The following is a 17,453-nucleotide window of genomic DNA, read 5'->3' on the forward strand; positions in this document are numbered from 1 at the left end:
TGTCGACGAGTGTGGCACCGCCCTGGACGGGACGTCAAGCGGCGCGGGCGGGGGCCACCAGGGCGACCACGGCGATCAGCACGCACAGCACGGCGGTGGTCGCCAGACCGACGGAGAAGCTCGTCCCCGCGGCGATGAAGCCGACAACGAGCGAGCCGAGGCCGGTGCCGGTGTCGAACCCGATGTTCCAGACCGCGCTCGCGACGCTGCGGTCCCGGTCGGGCACGGCGGCGAAGGCGCTGACCAGGGTCAGGTTCTGCAGGCTGCCGTAAGCGACACCGACGACGGTCATTCCCACCGCCAGCACGCCGGCGCCCGGGCCGGTCTCGGCGAGCGACCAGGCGCACAGCACCAGGCCTCCGGCGCTGAGCACGAGCAGCGGCGGGACGAACCGGCGCGGCCCGAACCGGTCGGCCGGCGCGCCGATGAGCAGGCGGGACAGGGCCGCCGCCGCGGTGAAGCCCAGCAGGCCGAGCACCGCGACCTGAGCGCCGTGCCGGAACTGCGGGGCGAAGGTGAGCAGCGCCCCGCCCGGGGTGGTGACCGCGAGCAGGACGAGCGAGGGCAGGACCAGCGCCAGGAGCACCCGCCCCCGCGTGTGCCGCGGCTCGTCACCGGCGTCGCGGCTGACGGCTTCAGCACGGCGGGTGATCTCGTCCAGACGACGACCAAGGGCCGCCGCGAACGGCACCGCGAGCGCCGGCAGCGCGCCGACCACGAACACCACCCGGAAGTCCACCGACTCGGCGATCCAGGCGGCGCTCGGCACGAGGACCAGCTGCGGCCCGGCGACCGCGAGCCCGTAGACGCCGATCGCCCGCCCCCGCCGGGCGGCGTCGACCAGCTCGGCGATGGCGCTCGCGCCGCAGACTGTCACGATCGCGAACCCGGCGCCGCGCACGGCGGACACGGCCAGGATCCCGGCGAGCTGATCGGTGAGCACGAGCGCGAACGAGGGCAGACCGAGCAGCAGCACCCCGATGACGAGCGTGGTGCGCCAGCCCCACCGGCGCAGCGCCCACGGCACCGTCGTCTGAAAGGCGACGGTTGCGAGCATCAGGACGGCGTTGACCAGGCCCGCACCGCCCTCGTCGGCGCCGCGGCGCGTGGCCCACAGGGGCGCTGTCGGGAGCAGGAGCGCGTAGCCGGCGAAGCCGAGCAGCGACACGCCGAGCAGCGCACGCATCCCGGGGACACGCAGGATGGGTGGGTTCTGCTGGTCGGTCGACGTGCTGCTCACGTGAACTCACCCTACGAGGTCGGCGGAGGCCGTCAGTCGCTCAGCCGCCGGTAGCGCTGCAGGCGGGCGAAGCCCCCGGCGTCGGGCCGCTCGGCCGGCGCCAGCGCATGCTCCAGCCGCTCGCGGACGTGTCCCACGTCGAGGTGCATGCCGATCGCGACCAGCTCACCGGTGCCGCCTGCCGCACCCGCCGACCCGTCGACCCTGCGGCTGCTCACGTGCACCGACCGCCCCACGACGTTGACGACGTATCCCCGCAGGCTGCGTCCGGTGTCGACAACCACCCTGCCCTTGATCCGGTACGCGCCCGGCGGCGGCTCCTCCAGGAGATCGACCAGCCGCCCCGGAGCGACCGGCCCGGGCGCTGTGACCGTGACGGCGTCGGCGTGCTCGTGGTCGTGCTCGCGGCCGTCGCGCAGCAGGGCGGCGAGCGGGAGCTGGTCGGGCGGGTCCTCGGCGGACGCGGCGTCGTACACGAGAGCGGGGTCCACGCGGCCGTGCGAGGTGCGCACGACCTGCGCCGCGGGGTTGCGCTCGCGGACGCGGGCCTCGATGCGCGCGAGCGTCCGCTCGGCCTCCCCGGCCGGGAGTCGGTCGGTCTTGTTCACGACGACGAGCGACGTCACCGCGTACCGCGCGGGCGCCTCGCCGCCGTGGTCGACGGTGCCGAACTGCTCGGCGGCGTCGACGACGTCGACCACTCCCCCGGGCCGCACGCGTTCGACGCCGCTGAACCGGATCATGCGGGACAGCGTCACCGGGTCGGCGATGCCGCTGGCCTCCACGATGACGACGTCCAGCCCGAGCCGCGGGTGGGTGAGCTTCTCGAGCGCGTCGTCGAGGCCACCGGCGTCGGGCAGGCAGCACAGGCAGCCACCGGCAATAGACGCCGGCTCGTCGATCTGCCCGGTGACGAGGCCGGCGTCGACGTTGACGTCGCCGAAGTCGTTGACCACCACGCCGACCCGCGCGCCGGGCTGCTGGAGCAGGTGGTTGAGCAGCGTCGTCTTGCCGGCGCCGAGGTGCCCGGTCAGTGTCACCACGGGCACGCGCCCACTCGCGGCAGCCCTGCTCATCGTGCCTCTCTCCCGGGTTCGACGGCGGTCCGGCGGCGTCCGCTCGTCGCCGGGTAGATGATAACCGTTCTCAGTACGAGGTTCGCCCCACGGAACCCTTGTCGCCCACGGCCAAACCGTGTAAACCGGGCACCACATCGGCCCGACGAGTCAGATCCGCAGGTCACAGGAGTGACCTGCGCGTCTGACAGCAGCCGAGATCGACAGGAGACCGGGATGCGGGCAGTCGTGTACGACGCGTACGGGCCACCGGACGTGCTGCGGGTCGAGGAGATGCCGAAGCCGGCTCCGGGACCGGACCAGGTGCTGGTCGAGGTCGCCGCTGCGTCGGTCAACCTCTCCGACTGGGAGGGCCTGCACGGGACGCCGGCCTACGCCCGGTTCGGCGGGCTGTTCCGGCCGGGCCGGCGGGTGCTCGGCTCGGACATCGCCGGCTGGGTCGACGCCGTCGGCTCGGAGGTCACGCGGTTCCGGCCCGGCGACGCGGTGTACGGCGACATCCTCACGCTCATGGGCGGATTCGCCGAGTACGCGGTCGCGCCCGAGTCGGCCCTCGCGCACAAGCCGGCGTCGTTGACGTTCGCCGAGGCGTCGACGCTGCCGCAGGCCGGCCCGATCGCGCTCCAGGGCACCGCCGCGGCGGACCTGGGCCGGCGGGTACTGGTCAACGGCGGCGGGGGCGGTTCGGGATCCTTCGCGATCCAGCTCGCCAAGCAGGCAGGCGCCCACGTGACCGCCGTGGACAACGCCGGCAAGCTCGACTACATGCGCTCCCTCGGCGCCGACGAGGTCATCGACTACCGCACCGAGGACTACACCAGGACCGGGCCGTACGACCTGATCCTCGACCTCGTCGCCCGCCGGTCCGTGTTCGCCTACTGCCGCGCGCTCGCGCGCGGCGGTAGGTACCTGTGCGTCGGCGGGCCGGTGCCGCGGGTGCTGGCAGTCCTGATCGGCGGCGCCGTCGTGGGCGGGCTGAGCGGACGCCGGATCGGGCTGCTGCTCGTGCGCCCGGGACCCCGGTACTTCGAGCAGCTGGCCGACCGGTGCCTCGCCGGGGAGATCGACATCCACATCGACCGCACGTTCCCGCTCGACGAGGTACCCGAGGCGCTGGCCGTCCACGGCGAGGGGCACGCCCTCGGCAAGGTGGTCATCGACATCGCCGGCCGCGCGCGGGAGGCGTGAGCGGTCAGCCTCGGCGCGCCAGCCGCGGCAGCAGCACGTGGTCGACGCTCAGCCTGCCCGCGCCGGTACCCAGCAGGCACAGCGAGATCGCGAACATGGCGAGCGCGAATCCCGCGCCGCTGCCGTCGGGCGCCATGACGAGCGGCTCGCCGGGATGCACGAAGACCAGGGCGCCCGCCATGACGACCGCGAGGCCGGCCGCGGCCACCGGGGTGAGCACACCCAGGACGAGCAGGCCGCCGCCGATGAGCTGCATATAGGCGCCGAACCACGCGCTCAGCTCGGCCAGCGGGATGCCGGCGTCCCGATAGTTGACGATGTTGGCGCCCGCGCCGCCGTCCTGCGACGCGTCGCCCCAGCCGTGGGCGATGAAGATCGCGCCGGCCGCGAGCCGGAGCACGAGCAGGCCGATGTCGGACGCGGTGCGACGCGTGCCCTCGCCGAGGAGGACCGCGTTCTGCTGGAGATCTGTCATGCGCCCATCGCAGCACCGGGGGTACCGAGAGCGGAAAGACCGCCTTGATATGACTCATATCCTGGGGGTATGGAGGACCTCGACGTGCGTCAGCTGCGCTACTTCGTCGCGGTCGCGGAGGAGCTCAGCTTCTCGCGCGCGGCCGAGCGGCTGAACATGGCGCAGCCGCCGCTCTCACCCGCCATCCGACAGATCGAGCGGCGGGTCGGGGCGGACCTCTTCCGCCGGGACACCCGCCACGTCGCCCTGACCGACGCCGGTCAGGCCCTGCTCGACGACGCGCGTCCGGCCCTCGACGTCGTCTCCGGCGTCTCCCGCCGTGCCCGGCGCGCCGCGACGACGGCCCCCACCCTGCTGACGACCGCCAAGCCCGGCATCGCGACCGGCATGCTGCAGCGCATAGTGGCCGCGTACGCGGCCCAGGACGCCGCCCAGGCGACGGTGCTCGTCAGCGGCTTCCGCGATCAGGCGGACATGGTGCGGGACGGCCGAGCGGACGTCGCCCTGCTGGGCTCCTGGTTCGACCGGCGCGGGCTCGACGTCGAGCCCCTGACCTCGGGTCCCCGGGTGGCCGCCCTGCCGGCGGAACACCCGCTCGCCCGGCGCGACACCCTGCGGTGCCACGACCTGCGCGACGAGCCGGTACCCGTGTGGCCCGGGACCACGCCCGCCGAGCACGCCTACTGGTCGGGCGCCGACGCCGACCCGGCGGAGCCGCGCGTCACACGCCGCCCCGGCCCGGCAGTCGCGGACCCCGGCCAGCTCCTCGAAGTGGTGGCGCTCGGGCAGGCCGTTGCGCTGGTTCCCGAGTCGCTGGCGCTGAGCAACCCGCGCGCCGACGTCGCGTACCGCCGCGTCACCGACGCGACGCCGTACACCGTGGTGATCGCCTGGCCCGAGGGTTCTCGCTCGCCGCACGTCGCCCGGTTCGTCCGGACGGCGACGAGCCTCTACGCGCAGTAGGCCGACGCTCGCGGACGGTCAGGTGGGAACGCGCGCCACGGCCCAGCGATAGGCGTTCATGAGCCGGTACGTGCCGTCCGGCCTGCGGAACGGCGCGGCGGCGTCGAGCACGACGGGCGCGAGGTCCGCGATCGTCGAATCCGCCTCGCCGAAGAGGATCCCGCGCACCAGGTCGGTGTCGCCGCGTGCGGTCCACGCCACGGGCACGACGCCGTCGTCGAGCACGTCCCAGCCCGCGCCCCGCAGCACGTCGGCGAGCCCGCCCTCGACGCGCAACGGACCGTCCTCGGGCGGTTCGTCGTCGTCGACCTCCGCGAGCGCGACGTTGATCGCGTCGAGGTCGTTCCGCGCACGTTCGGCCCACCCGGCCAGGCCGACGACTCCGCCGGGCACCAGCACGCGGCCGGCCTCGGCCAGCGCGGCGTCCTGGTCCTCGGCGAACTGGAGCGCGTTCACGGCGAGCAGCGCGTCGAACGCGCCGTCGCCGAACGGGAGCCGCTCGAAGTCACCGAGCCGCACGTCCACGCCGATCGCGCGAGCCTGGGCGAGCTCGGCCATCCGGGACGACGGGTCGACGCCGCTGGGCACCGCGCCTCGGTCCTGGAGGTGTTCGAGCAGCTCGCCGCTGCCGCAGCCGACGTCGAGCACCCGGGTGCCACGCCCGATCCGGGCGGTGCGCAGCAGCGGCTCCCAGACCGGTTGCGCGAACGTGCCCCAGTACCGCCCCCAGTCGTCGGCGACGGCGGACCAGGGGTCGTCCGGGCTGGTCGTCGGCATGCGCCGAGATTAACGGAACGGGCTCAGCGCAGCTCCTGCGCCACGTCCCGGAGCACCGCCAGCACGGCTTCCACGCTCGCGGCGCGCTCCGGCCGCGTGACCGCGACCGCCGCGCGGCCGAGCCAGGCCGGGTCGTCCACGCGGACCGTCACGACGTCGGCGGGCATCGCGGGCGCGGCTATCTCGGGCAGCGTGGTGATGCCGAGCCCTGCGGCGACCAGACCGAGCCGCGAGTGCCACTCACGGGCGGTGTGCGCCACCTTCGGCTCGAGCAGGGTGGGCCACGCCCCGAACTGCGGTTCGCCCCGCAGCCCCTTGCCGACTATCCACTCCTCCTCGGCCAGCTCCGTCACCGGGACCTGACCGCGGCCGGCGAAGCGGTGCTCCTTCGACACCGCCACGAGGGAGCGGCCGTCCAGGAGGTGCTCGCGCCGCAGCCCGTCCAGGTCGTACGCGGGCAGGTCCGCGCCCACGCCGATCACGGCGACGTCGATACGCCCTGCCCGGAGCTGACGGAGCTGCGCGGGAGAGGACGCCTCCTGCAGGTCGACCGTCAGGCCAGGATGCCGCCCCCGCACGGCCGCGACCGCCCGTGGCGCGAGCACCCACATCGCCGTCGGGAACGCGCCGAGCACCACCCGGCCGCCGAGCCGGTCGGCCAGCCCCGCGAGGTCCTTGCCGACGGCGTCCAGCTCGGCGAGCACCGTCGCGGCGCGGCGGGCGACCAGCGCCCCGGCCGGCGTCGGCACGACGCCGCGCGCCCCGCGCACGAACAGCGGCACGCCCGCCGCGGACTCCGCCGCCGCCACCTGACGGGAGACGGCCGACTGGGTGTACCCCAGCAGGTCCGCCGTCGCGGTGAAGGACCCCGTGCCGACGACGGCGTGCACGACCCGCAGAGCGGTGACGGTGAGCTCAGCCATACGGCCCATCATGAGTCATGCGACAGACTCATGTCTGGTGTGCGAAAGAGTCGCTGGTGGAATGGCTCGCGGCATCGCACGCTGGCGGTATGCAGAAGACATGGCTCATCACCGGAACATCAACCGGCCTCGGCCGCGAGTGGGCCGAGGCAGCACTCGAACGCGGCGACCGCGTCGCCGCCACCGCCCGCGACACCAGCACGCTGGAGCCGCTCACCAGCAAGTACGGCGACGCCGTCCTGCCGATCGCCCTCGACGTCACGGACCGCGCCGCCGTGTTCGACGCCGTCGCGCGCGCCGCCGAGCGCCTCGGCCGGCTCGACGTGGTCGTCAACAGCGCGGGGTACGGGCACCTCGGCATGGTCGAGGAGGTCACCGAGCGCGAGCTGCGTGCCCAGCTCGAGACCAACTTCTTCGGCACGGTCTGGGTCACCCAGGCGGTCCTGCCGGTCATGCGCGCGCAGAGGGCCGGGCGAATCCTCCAGGTCACGAGCGAGGGCGGCGTCCGGGCCTACCCCGGCTTCGGCGCGTACCACGCGTCCAAGTGGGCGGTGGAGGGCCTGACCGAGTCGCTCGCGCAGGAGGTGGCGGCGTTCGGCATCCACGTCACTGACGTCGAGCCCGGCCCTTACGCCACGGGGTTCGCCACCGCCGCGCACGTCAGCGACCCGAGCCCGGACTACGACAAGGTGCGCGAGGCGACGGCCCCCGACTTCCAGATCGGCGACCCGCACGCGACCCGCGCGGCCCTCCTCCGGATCGCCGACGCCGAGCAGCCCCCGCTGCACGTCTTTCTCGGCAGGCCCTTCGCCGAGGTCGAGCAGATCTATGCCGAGCGCCTGCGCACGTGGCGCGAGTGGGAGCCCGTCGCGCTGGATGCGTTCGGGGCCTGAGCCGTGACCGGGGCCGGCCCTCCTAAGACGCCGGCCCCGCGGCGGATCAGATGACGCGCTGCGCCCGGGCCAGGTTCGCCTCGAGCTGCTCGGCGTTCTGGCGCGCCCCGTAGGCCGGCCGGTCGCGCTCGGCGCGCCAGGACTCGCTGAGCGGCCCCACGCTGACGGTGTCGAAACCGGCCCCGTCGTAGAGTCGCGTGACGAGCTCGATGGCCTCCGGGTAGTCGCTCGCCGTCACGAGCGCCCGGCGGTTCTCCGTCCCCGCAGGGGTGCCGTCGGTCGTGATGCTCGGGGCGGTGATGTGGTTGAACGCCTTGACGACCTTCGAGGTCGGCAGGTGCTCCTGCAACAGGCCGGACACCGTCGCCTCGCCGCGGTCGAGCGCTTCGACGTGACCGTCGCGCTCCCAGTAGTAGTTGTTCGTGTCGAGCACGATCTTCCCCGCCAGCGGCTCGACCGGGATGTCGCGGTACGCCCTGAGCGGCACCGACACGACGGCGACGTCGGCCGCCGCTGCAGCCTCCTCGGCCGTTGCCGCCCGAGCCTTCGGCCCGAGCTCCGCGACCAGGTCCGCGAGGGTCTCGGGACCGCGCGAGTTGGCGATCACCACCTCGTTGCCCTGCGCGATCGCCACGCGGGCCACCTGGCTGCCGATGTTCCCTGCTCCGATGATGCCGAATGTGCTCATACGCTCGGCAACCTACGGGGCGCGAGACGCATTCCGTACGCGCGAGCGCCGTACGTCACAGGCATTCGTACGATGACCCCCATGGCGAACGGCGATGCGGGATCCCACGAACGGTCCTACCGGAAAGGGCCCGAGCGGCGCGCGCAGATCCTCCTCAGCGCCTTGGAGCTGTTCGCCGAGCGCGGTGTGGGTGCTTCGCTGCGCGCGATCGGCGAGGCGATCGGCGTCTCGCACGCCGCTCTGCGCTACTACTTCGCGAACCGCGACGAGCTGCTCGTCGAGGTCTACCGGACGCACGAGGCCCGGGTGCACCAGGCACAGGCGGACGAGCGTTCTGCGGGCAGCGAGGTCTCGGCGGTGGCGATGATGGAGAACAGCGCCGAACGGAACCGCTCGATCCCCGGCCTCGTGGAGCTGTACGCGACGCTGACGACGGACGCCCTCCAGGGTCAGCAGCACCCGGGGACACGCGAGTTCGTGCACACGCGGTACCGGCGCGTGCGGTCGGACCTCGCCGAGCGGGTCCGGGCCGGGCAGCGCTCCGGCGCGATAGCCGCCGACGTCGACCCGGACGACGCCGCTGCGCTGGTCGTCGCCGCGTCCGACGGACTGCAGCTGCAGTGGCTGCTCGACCCCGACAACGTCGACGTCCGCCGCTCGCTGGCGCTGCTGGAGCGGCTCCTGCCCGGTGCCGAAGGGACCAGCACCGGGCCGGAGCCACGCCGGTAGCGCTACCCCACCGACGCGACGGTCGGGTCCCAGCCGTCCGGCAACGGCTCGACCGGCCCCACCGAAGAGTCGATCTCCACGGGCTTCTCGCCGTCCGCCGCGTCCCGGACGGCGAGCAGGATGTCCAGCACGTGCGCGGCGACCGCACCCGACGCACGCTCGCTGCCGCCGTCCCGGACCGAGCGGACCAGGTCGACCACCCCGGCGCCGCGGCCGAGCTCGGGGCCGACGGCGGGGAGCGTGGTGGGCTCGTCCTGCCCGTACCGCCACAGGCTGGAGTCTCCGCCGAAGGTGTTCGGGTCGGGCAGGACGATCGTGCCCTCGGTGCCGTTGATCTCCACGAGCCCGTTCCGGGGCAGGGCGTGCTGGAACGAGAACGTCGACTGCGCCGAGCGCCCGGGCCCGAACTCGATCAGCGCGGCGTGGTGCGTCGGCACGAGCACGTCGAACACCTCGCCGGCCCGGGGGCCGCTGCCGATGGTGCGGGTCGGGCGGGAGGTAGAGGCCACGGCCTGGACCCGCGTCGCGGACCCGAAGACGTGCACGAGCGTGGTCACGTAGTACGGGCCCATGTCGAACAGCGGACCCGCGCCGACCGCGAACAGGAAGTCGGGGCTCGGGTGCCACGCCTCCGGACCGGGTACGTGGAACATCGTGGTCGCGGTCAGCGGCTCCCCGATGTCGCCGCGCGCGATCGCCCGGAGCGCCGTCTGGATGCCCGCGCCCAGCACCGTGTCGGGTGCGCACGCGACCCGCAGGCCGCGCGCCTCGGCGTCGGCCAGCAGGGCGGAGGCCGCGGCCCGGTCGAGGGCGAGCGGCTTCTCGCTCCAGACGTGCTTCCCGGCCGCGAGGATGCGGTGCCCGACATCGGTATGCACCGCCGGGACGGTGAGGTTCACGACCACCTCGATGTCCTCGCGGGCCAGCAGCTCGTCCACGCTCCCCGAGCCGGGCACGCCGTACGCCTCCGCCCGGGCGGAGGCGCGCGCCTGGTCGAGGTCCGCGACGAACCGGACCTCGACGTCGGGGAAGCGGGTCAGGTTCTCCAGGTACTGGGTCGAGATGTTGCCCGCGCCGATGATGCCGACGCCCGCCGCACCGGGCCGGGTCATCGGTCGTTCTCCGTCAGCCAGGCGAACGACTGCGCGATGCCGGCGAACACGTCGCCCGCGTACGCGTCGAACTCGATCACGCGGGTCGCCTGGGGGGCCGCCGCCAGGATCGCCGGCACGCCCACGTCGCCCGAGCCGGCCGGCCGCTGCTTGTCGACGTCGCCGTCCAGCGTGCCGTCCTTGACGTGGATGAGCCGTACGCGGTCGCCGAGCGCGGCCAGCAGCGCCGGGGTGTCGGCGCCGCCGACACCGGCCCAGTAGGTGTCGATCTCCAGCACCACGCCGGGCGCCAGGTGCCCGACGAACAGCTCCAGCGCGTGCCGACCGTCGATCCGGGTGCTCAGCTCCCAGGCGTGGTTGTGGTACCCGAACTCGAGGCCCCGTTCCGTGGCCAGCGTGGCGAGCCGGTTCACGCGCTCGGCGAGCTCGGCCACCTGGTCCGCCGTCTGCCAGTGCTCGGCGGGGACGAACGGGTCGATCACGGTGGTCATCCCCAGCGCGGCGGCGGCGTCGAAGATCGCCTCGGGCTTCTCCGACGCCAGGACGGGCGCATGCCCGGAGGGCGCCGTCAGCCCCGTGGTCGCGAACGCGCGCCGATACTCCTCGGTGCGCTCGTGAAAGGCGTACGGCTCGACGTGCTCGAGCCCGATCTCGGCCAGGCGCGCCACGGCGCCGTCCAGGTCTTCAGCAACCGCGTCTCGGACCGAGTAGAGCTGTACGGATGTCGTCGGCATGGGGAACCCCTTCATTCGGCACGGCCCTCTCCACAGCCACCCCGTTGCAGCTGCATCCTCGAGTACCGCGACCGATCGTACCCAAAAATTCTTACAGTGGAAGATTCTGGGCGGGATGTAGCGTGCCCGTCATGCTCTTCGTCCTTGCCGCGACCGTCCTGCAGGGCACGGTGGCCGCGCTCCTGGGGGAATCCGGTTCGCTCGGCGTCCGGCCCGGGGCAGCTCAGGCCGGTGCGGAATCCGCGCCCAGGGCCAGGGCCGCGATGAAGCCGCCGACGAAGGTGTCACCGAGCCCGATCGTGGTCGGGGTAGGCGTCGTCAGGGCGAGAGCGGGCCGGCACGCGAGCCGGGCACCGAACCGGCGCTCGAGCTCCTGCGCGAAGTCGGCGCCGCGCGCGGGCGGATCCAGCGCGGCGGTGCGGGCGTAGTCGTCGGCCGTCTGGCCGTCGCCCACGAGGTAGCGCGTGCTCGCCATCAGGATTCCGCCGCGGACAGCGCCGGCGAGCTCCTGGGCGCGCTCGCCCAGGGCCAGGGCCCAGTACTTCGTGTGGATCACGAGGCAGCGCGCCGGGATCAGTGTCGCGATGTCGTGCAGGCCCTGCTCGACGGCGTCGGCATCGAGGAGATCGAACCGGCGGCCGAGGTAGGCGAACAGCTCGTCCTCGTTGAGCGAGTACACGCTGACGGCAGGTGCCATCGCCGCGCGGGCGCGGAGGCTGAACGCCGGCTCGTGGTAGCCGGCGTCCTCGAAGATCGAGACCCCGCCGGCCGGGACGGCCTTGAGCAGCCGCTCGATGTGCCGGAGGCGGTCCTCGAGCAGGACCGGGTCCTGGATCGTGTTGAATCCCGACACCAGGAACACCCCGGCATCCGGCACGAGCGTGTCGAGCTCGTCGCTCAGCACGAGCTCCCGGTTGGGCCTGTCGTTGACGTAGATCAGGCGGTTCGGGTGCTCGGTGATGATCTCGGCGTCACCCACGCGGATCGTCGCGCCCGCCGGGTACTGCACGATCAGGTGCGGCTCGGTCGAGTCCTGGTCGGCGCTGCACACGTACGAGACGCCGTCGGGCAGCAGCCGGCGCACGTGATCGTCGATGCTGACCAGGTGCACGAGCGAGCCGACGCCGAGCGAGCGCATGGCGATCGCCGCCCGCACGCACGTGCCGCCCAGGGTCACCCGGGTGTCGAACCGGGCGGCGAACGCGTCGAGGATCGCCGAGCTCGCGACGAAGCGTTCCCCGCCGACGCCGTCCCGCAGGTAGCCGAGGATCGAGACGACGAGGCTGCGCTCGTCGACCACCGGGATCGTGGCATCCAGCTCGGATGCCACGATCCCGTGGTGCGCCGCGAGCGACTCGAGCACCCGGGCGTCCCAGGTGAGCTCGTAGTCGACGGTCCCGCCGAGGCCCAGCACTATCGAGTCGCTCATGTACGGCTTTCAGTAGAGGGTTGCCTGGCCCGCGGCGTCGAAGAGGTGGATCTTCTGGGCGGCGGTGACCTTGAGGGCGGCGATCGGCTCGGGCTGGATCGCGTTGGGCTCGCGTAGCTTGCGGTCGGTGCCGAGGACCTCGCGCATGCGCTCGTGATAGGCCACCTTGATGTCGCTCGAGATGTTGATCTTGTTGACGCCGAGCTTGACGGACTGGCCGATCTCCTCGTCCGGGTTGGACGAGCCGCCGTGCAGCACCAGGGGGATGCCGACGACGCCCTTGATCTCGCGCAGCAGGTCGAGCTTGAGCTCCGGACTCTTCTCCGCCGGGTAGAGGCCGTGCGACGTGCCGATCGCGATCGCGAGGCTGTCGACGCCGGTCTCCTGCACGAAGCGCAGGGCGTCGGCGGGGTCGGTGTAGGTGATCTCGGCGGCGCCGGCCTCGCCGTAGCTGTCGTTGGCGCCGATCGTGCCGAGCTCGCCCTCGACCGACACCCCCACGACGTGGGCGGTGTCGACGACCCTCTTCGTGATCGCCACGTTCTCCTCGAACGGCAGCAGCGACGCGTCGATCATGACCGACGTGAAGCCGGCCTGGATCGCGACGAGCATCTGCTCGTACGTACCGCCGTGGTCCCAGTGGATGACGACGGGCACCCGCGAGCGGTGCGCCCGCGAGCGGATGGCCTGGATCAGGTCCGTCGTCACGTGGCTCACCTCGTCGGGATGTATCGCGATGATGACGGGAGCCTCGAGCTCCTCGCTGATGTCCATGATTCCGGTGAACATGGCCCAGTCGCTGATGTTGAACGCCGGGACCGCGAAGTTGTTCGCGTTGGCGACGTCGAGCAGAGCCTTACCGTTGATGAGCACTGTGTGTTCTCCGATGCTTGTTTCCGGGGATGGGTCGAGGGGCCGGTCAGCTCTTCACCGATCCGGAGGTGAGGCCGCTGATGAAGTAGCGCTGGAAGAAGAGGAAGAGGACGAGCACCGGGATCGACCCGAGGATGCTCATCGCCATGAGCTCGTTCCACTCGTACGAGTGCTGGCCCATGAGCAGCTGGATGCCGATCGGAACCGTGCGCATGTCCTGCGTGCGGGTCAGCGTGAGCGCGAACAGGTACTCGTTCCACGCGATCATGAACGTGTAGACGCCGACCGAGACGATCCCGGGCACCGACACCGGCACGAGCACGCGCCACAGGGCCGTCATCGACCCCGCGCCGTCCATACGGACGGCCTCGTCCAGCTCCTTGGGGATCGTGTTGAGGTAGCCGGTCATCATGACGATGGCGTACGGCAGCGTGAACACCATGTAGGTGAGGATCAGCCCGGGATACGTGTTGTACAGGCCGAGCGCGACCACGATGCCGAAGTACGGGATCAGCAGCGTGATCGGCGGGACCGCCTGCACGCTGACGATCACCATGTTGATCGGCCTCTTGCCCGCGAAGTCGAACCGGCTGAAGGCGTAGGCCGCGTGGATCGCCACCAGCAGCGTGAGCACCGTGACCGACAATGACACCACGTAGCTGTTGACGAAGAACCGCACCTTCTCGGGATCGCTGAAGATCGCGGCGTAGGCGTCGAACGAGAAGCCGTCGGTGATCAGCCGGGGCGGGAGCTCGAAGATCTCAGTGTTCGACTTGAACGAGCTCGCGAGCATCCACAGCACGGGTGCCGCGGCGAAGATCGCCCCGAGCACGAGGCCGATGACGACACCGACCCGCTGGCGCGACCGCCGGCGCTCCATCGTGGTCCTGGTCTCGGACATGGTCAGTCCCCCGCCCTCTGGTGACGCACGTAGAAGAACGCGAGCACCATCGACATGAGCAGCACCAGCACCGCGCTCGTGGACGCGAGCGAGAACTCGTAGCGGCTGAACGCGAGCTTGTAGGTGTACGTGCTGAGCATCTCGGTCACGTTGACGGGCCCGCCGCCTGTCGTCATCCAGATCAGCGCGAACTGCTGCGAGGTCCAGATGAGGTCGAGCAGCGTCAGGCTGATGATGATCGGCCTGAGCTGAGGGATCGTCACGTTCCAGAACCGCTGCCAGGCGCTGGCGCCGTCCACCGTCGCCGCCTCGTGCAGCTGGGCGGGGACGCCCTGGAGACCCGCGAGCAGGCTCACCATGAAGAACGGGTAGCCGGCCCAGATGTTGATGAACGTGACGGTGCCGAGCGCGAGGGCCGGCGAGGCGAGCCATTCGACATCAGTGCTCAGCAGGTAGTTGATGACGCCGTTGGGGGCGAGCAGCATCCGCCACAGCACTGCGATCACGGCCGCAGTGAACAGCCACGGAAGGATGTACAGGGCGCGGAAGATCGCACGCGGGATGTTGCCGATGAGCGGGCTGTTGAGCAGCATCGCGAAGCAGAGGCCGATCACGAGGTGTGCGGCGACGCTGCCGACCGTGAAGAAGAGGGTGTTGCCGGTCGCGGTCAGGAACACGCTGTCGGTGAGGACCGTGACGAAGTTGTCGACGCCGACGAGCTCCGGCGTCGCGTTCAGGATCACGTTGTCCATGAACGAGTAGCCGACGACGAGGACGACCGGGATGATCATCAGTACGAACATCAGGGCGAGGGTCGGCGCCAGGAACCCGTACGGCTCGGCGGTCCTGCTCAGCGGCCGGCGCCTGCGCGGCGGCTCTGGGGTCGCGGCCTGCGGGGCGGGCGCGACGATCACGTCTTGCATAGCTCGCTGCTCCTCCTGTGAGGCGCCGTGCCGCGGTCGAGGGCCGCGGCACGGCGTGGAATCGCCGGGGACCTAGAACTCCGCTTCCCACGCGGCCTGGGTCTTGTCCAGCATTTCCTCGGTCGTCTGTCCGCCGTCCAGGAGGACCTGGAACTGCTCGCCGAAGAGGCGCATCAGCTGCTCGGCGACGGGCAGCCCCGTGAACTCGTTGGCGGGGTAGCCGGCCTGGTAGATCTCGAACGCGTCGGCGAAGAGCTCGTCGTCGGCCACGAAGTCCGGCGTCGAGGTCTTGTTGCCCGGGAACGCGCCCGCGATCGAGGACAGCTCCGCGTTGGTCTCCTGGCTCATCAGGAACTCGATCAGCTTGAAGGCCTCCTCCGGGTGCTCCGAGCTCTCGGCGACGCCGATGCCCCAGGACGCGTAGGGGATGCCGCGCTCGCCCTCGTAGCCGTCCTCGGCGGGGACCGCCGAGACCGAGAACTCGAGGTCGGGGTTGGCCTCGCGGATGAGGTTGATGTGCGCCAGCGAGTCGATCATCATGCCGACGCGACCGTTCGTGAACTCCTCGACCTTGTCCTGCTCCTTCATCGTGAAGGAGCCGGGGGCGATGACGCCGTCGTCCCACAGGCCCTGTACGAAGTCGACCGTGGACGCGACGTCGTCGTTCGTGACGTCAGGCCCGCCGTCGGCGAGCATCGTGCCGCCCGAGGCCCAGGTCCAGGACATGACGTCGTTCTGGATGCCGTTGGGGGTCTCGAGCGAGAGCGGGAGGATCCAGCCGGACGTGTCGTCACCGAGGTCGGTGACCGCGGCTGCCGCCTCCGCGAACTCCGTGCGGTTCTTCGGGGGTGCCTTCACGCCGGCGTCCGCCAGGAGGGCGTCGTTGGTGAACATGGGGTAGACGAAGTTGACGACCGGGATCATGTAGGTGGAGCCGTCGACCTGGACCTGGCTGGCCAGCTCGCTGTCGTCGTACCCGGCCTCCTCCATGAGCGCGGACAGGTCCGTGATGACGCCCTGCGACGCGAAGTCGCTGACCCAGGCCCCGTCGAGACCGACGACGTCGGGCATCGTGCGCGAGGCGGCGCCCGCGAAGAGCTGCTCCTTGGTGGCGGCGTAGGGCCCGCTGATCAGCTCGACCTTGATGCCGGGGTTCTGCTTCTCGAACTCGTCCATGAGGGCCCGGAACTCGCCGTCGGGCAGCTCGGGCTCCCACCACTGGGCGAACTCGATGGTGACGTCGCCGCCCGATTCGCCGCTGTCGCCTCCGCCTGCGCATCCGGCCACGGCGAGCAGTCCGAACGTGGCGGCGGTGACACCGGCGGCCTGGACGATGCGACGCCTGACTTGAGCTTCGTTGCTCATCTCACTCCTCATTCCGATCCGTGCTGTTCTGCGCTGTTCTTTGCGCGTTACTGCAACTTTTGAGACAGTAGCCCCGGCAGGCACGGAGGTCAAGGTTCGACGTCGATCGGCTCTATCTCGGGGTTCTACTGCCTATGTGTCCATTTCCGGGGTTGCCGTTTCCTGCGGCGGAAGTCGCGTCCCGGTGCCGTCATATGCTAGAAATTTCTGCATGAGCAACAGCGACGACGCGGGAGAACGGGCGCGTCAGCTGCCCGCGGGACGGCGCGCCGCCCTCGCCGACTACGTCGGACGGCACGGCCAGGTCACCGTCGCGCAGCTCGCCGAGCGCTTCGACGTGTCGATCGACACCGTGCGTCGCGACCTCGACCAGCTCGACACCGAGGGCCTGCTGATCCGCACCCACGGCGGCGCGGTGAGCGTGTCGTCCACGGCCCCGAAGGACAGCGGCCTCGACGTCCGGCTGCGTATGCAGGTCGAGGAGAAGGAGGCGATCGCGCGCCGCGCGGTCGAGATCGTCTCCGACGGTTCGGTGGTGATGCTCAACGGCGGCACCACCAACCTGGCGGTCGCTCGCAACCTGCGTAACCACCGCGACCTGACGATCGCCACGAACAACCTACGGCTCCCCGCGGAGATCCCGCCGAAGGCATACCGCGACCTCTACGTGTTCGGCGGCTCCGTGCGCTCGATCACGCAGACGACCACCGGTCCGGTGAGCTTCCAGGTCGACGAGAACGGCGAGCAGATCGCGGTGCAGGCGGATCTCGCCCTGATCGCCGTCGGCGCCGTGTCGACCGCGGGGTACTCGACGAGCAACCTCGGCGACGCCGCGATGATGGCGGCCATGATGGACCACGCGACCAAGGTCGCCGTCCTCGCCGACTCGACCAAGCTCGGACGCCGGCTGTTCGCCAAGGTCGCGGACCTAGGCCGCGCCGACTACTTCATCTGCGACACCCGGCCGCCGGACGACATCGCCGACGCGCTCAAGTCCGGTGAGGTGGAGATCCTCACGCCGTGACGGCACGGCGGCCGCGACCGCCCGCTCCAGCCGGTGCCACGGTTGTACGCGGATGGCAGAAAGGCGCGCGGAGTCCAGCGAGAAGACATAAAATCGAACAAACGTCCGCAGCAGTGGCGTGGTTGATCATCTTGGTTGGC

At 71.4% G+C, this 17,453-nt stretch carries 18 protein-coding genes; 5 read left to right on the top strand and 13 right to left on the bottom strand.

The genetic code is table 11. The features are described from left to right. Nucleotides 1-34: 34 nt before the first annotated feature. Nucleotides 35-1,240, bottom strand: a complete 1,206-nt coding sequence (locus tag EW117_RS26690; RefSeq protein ID WP_129789759.1) for an MFS transporter — start codon at nucleotides 1,238-1,240, stop codon at nucleotides 35-37. 32 nt (nucleotides 1,241-1,272) lie between these two features. Next, nucleotides 1,273-2,316, bottom strand: coding sequence for a CobW family GTP-binding protein (locus EW117_RS26695; RefSeq protein WP_129789760.1), 1,044 nt, complete (start codon nucleotides 2,314-2,316; stop codon nucleotides 1,273-1,275). Nucleotides 2,317-2,532: 216 nt separating this feature from the next. Here EW117_RS26695 and EW117_RS26700 point away from each other — a divergent pair, with 216 nt between their 5' ends. Further along, on the top strand, nucleotides 2,533-3,504 hold the full coding sequence (locus EW117_RS26700) for an NAD(P)-dependent alcohol dehydrogenase (protein WP_129789761.1): 972 nt from the start codon (nucleotides 2,533-2,535) through the stop codon (nucleotides 3,502-3,504). Between the two features lie 4 nt (nucleotides 3,505-3,508). Here EW117_RS26700 and EW117_RS26705 read toward each other — a convergent pair whose 3' ends face one another. Further along, complete coding sequence (locus EW117_RS26705; protein ID WP_129789762.1) at nucleotides 3,509-3,979, bottom strand: DoxX family protein; 471 nt, start codon at nucleotides 3,977-3,979, stop codon at nucleotides 3,509-3,511. Nucleotides 3,980-4,048: 69 nt separating this feature from the next. On the opposite strand from EW117_RS26705, the gene EW117_RS26710 reads away from it, so the two are divergent. Then, a complete protein-coding gene (locus EW117_RS26710) occupies nucleotides 4,049-4,942 on the top strand; it encodes a LysR family transcriptional regulator (protein ID WP_129789763.1) in 894 nt (297 codons plus the stop codon). Nucleotides 4,943-4,960: 18 nt separating this feature from the next. On the opposite strand, the gene EW117_RS26715 is transcribed toward EW117_RS26710, so the two are convergent. Both EW117_RS26715 and EW117_RS26720 read right to left on the bottom strand, forming a co-directional pair. Next, entirely contained in the window at nucleotides 4,961-5,719 is a 759-nt protein-coding gene (locus tag EW117_RS26715) for a class I SAM-dependent methyltransferase (protein WP_129789764.1), read from the bottom strand. A gap of 23 nt (nucleotides 5,720-5,742) precedes the next feature. Beyond that, entirely contained in the window at nucleotides 5,743-6,642 is a 900-nt protein-coding gene (locus EW117_RS26720) for a LysR family transcriptional regulator (protein WP_129789765.1), read from the bottom strand. An 89-nt stretch (nucleotides 6,643-6,731) separates the two neighbouring features. Between EW117_RS26720 and EW117_RS26725 the strand changes: the two genes are divergently transcribed. Further along, entirely contained in the window at nucleotides 6,732-7,535 is an 804-nt protein-coding gene (locus EW117_RS26725) for an SDR family NAD(P)-dependent oxidoreductase (protein WP_129789766.1), read from the top strand. Nucleotides 7,536-7,581: 46 nt separating this feature from the next. Here the strand turns inward: EW117_RS26725 and EW117_RS26730 are convergent, their stop codons facing one another. Then, a complete protein-coding gene (locus EW117_RS26730) occupies nucleotides 7,582-8,223 on the bottom strand; it encodes an NADPH-dependent F420 reductase (RefSeq protein ID WP_129789767.1) in 642 nt (213 codons plus the stop codon). An 81-nt stretch (nucleotides 8,224-8,304) separates the two neighbouring features. On the opposite strand from EW117_RS26730, the gene EW117_RS26735 reads away from it, so the two are divergent. Then, complete coding sequence (locus EW117_RS26735) at nucleotides 8,305-8,952, top strand: TetR/AcrR family transcriptional regulator (protein ID WP_129789768.1); 648 nt, start codon at nucleotides 8,305-8,307, stop codon at nucleotides 8,950-8,952. Between the two features lie 2 nt (nucleotides 8,953-8,954). Here EW117_RS26735 and EW117_RS26740 read toward each other — a convergent pair whose 3' ends face one another. The 7 genes from EW117_RS26740 to EW117_RS26770 all read right to left on the bottom strand — a co-directional run bounded on the left by EW117_RS26740 (nucleotide 8,955) and on the right by EW117_RS26770 (nucleotide 16,289). After that, entirely contained in the window at nucleotides 8,955-10,064 is a 1,110-nt protein-coding gene (locus tag EW117_RS26740) for a Gfo/Idh/MocA family protein (protein WP_129789769.1), read from the bottom strand. Further along, the gene (locus tag EW117_RS26745) at nucleotides 10,061-10,798 is read right to left on the bottom strand and encodes a sugar phosphate isomerase/epimerase family protein (RefSeq protein ID WP_129789770.1); all 738 of its coding nucleotides are present in this window, start codon (nucleotides 10,796-10,798) and stop codon (nucleotides 10,061-10,063) included. Before EW117_RS26745 ends, EW117_RS26740 begins: the two co-directional genes overlap by 4 nt. A 223-nt stretch (nucleotides 10,799-11,021) precedes the next feature. Then, entirely contained in the window at nucleotides 11,022-12,227 is a 1,206-nt protein-coding gene (locus EW117_RS26750; RefSeq protein ID WP_129789771.1) for an ADP-dependent glucokinase/phosphofructokinase, read from the bottom strand. Nucleotides 12,228-12,236: 9 nt separating this feature from the next. Continuing rightward, nucleotides 12,237-13,100 carry a ketose-bisphosphate aldolase gene (locus EW117_RS26755; RefSeq protein ID WP_129789772.1) on the bottom strand — a complete coding sequence of 288 codons (864 nt, stop codon included), beginning with the start codon at nucleotides 13,098-13,100 and terminating at the stop codon, nucleotides 12,237-12,239. Nucleotides 13,101-13,146: 46 nt separating this feature from the next. Continuing rightward, complete coding sequence (locus tag EW117_RS26760) at nucleotides 13,147-14,001, bottom strand: carbohydrate ABC transporter permease (protein WP_207212081.1); 855 nt, start codon at nucleotides 13,999-14,001, stop codon at nucleotides 13,147-13,149. A 2-nt stretch (nucleotides 14,002-14,003) separates the two neighbouring features. Then, nucleotides 14,004-14,924, bottom strand: a complete 921-nt coding sequence (locus tag EW117_RS26765; protein ID WP_129789773.1) for a carbohydrate ABC transporter permease — start codon at nucleotides 14,922-14,924, stop codon at nucleotides 14,004-14,006. A 72-nt stretch (nucleotides 14,925-14,996) separates the two neighbouring features. Beyond that, the gene (locus EW117_RS26770; protein ID WP_129789774.1) at nucleotides 14,997-16,289 is read right to left on the bottom strand and encodes an ABC transporter substrate-binding protein; all 1,293 of its coding nucleotides are present in this window, start codon (nucleotides 16,287-16,289) and stop codon (nucleotides 14,997-14,999) included. A gap of 211 nt (nucleotides 16,290-16,500) precedes the next feature. On the opposite strand from EW117_RS26770, the gene EW117_RS26775 reads away from it, so the two are divergent. Beyond that, the gene (locus EW117_RS26775; RefSeq protein ID WP_129789775.1) at nucleotides 16,501-17,313 is read left to right on the top strand and encodes a DeoR/GlpR family DNA-binding transcription regulator; all 813 of its coding nucleotides are present in this window, start codon (nucleotides 16,501-16,503) and stop codon (nucleotides 17,311-17,313) included. Nucleotides 17,314-17,453: the final 140 nt, after the last annotated feature.

This window comes from Promicromonospora panici (assembly GCF_900608595.1).
In the GTDB taxonomy this organism is placed as follows: domain Bacteria; phylum Actinomycetota; class Actinomycetes; order Actinomycetales; family Cellulomonadaceae; genus Promicromonospora; species Promicromonospora panici.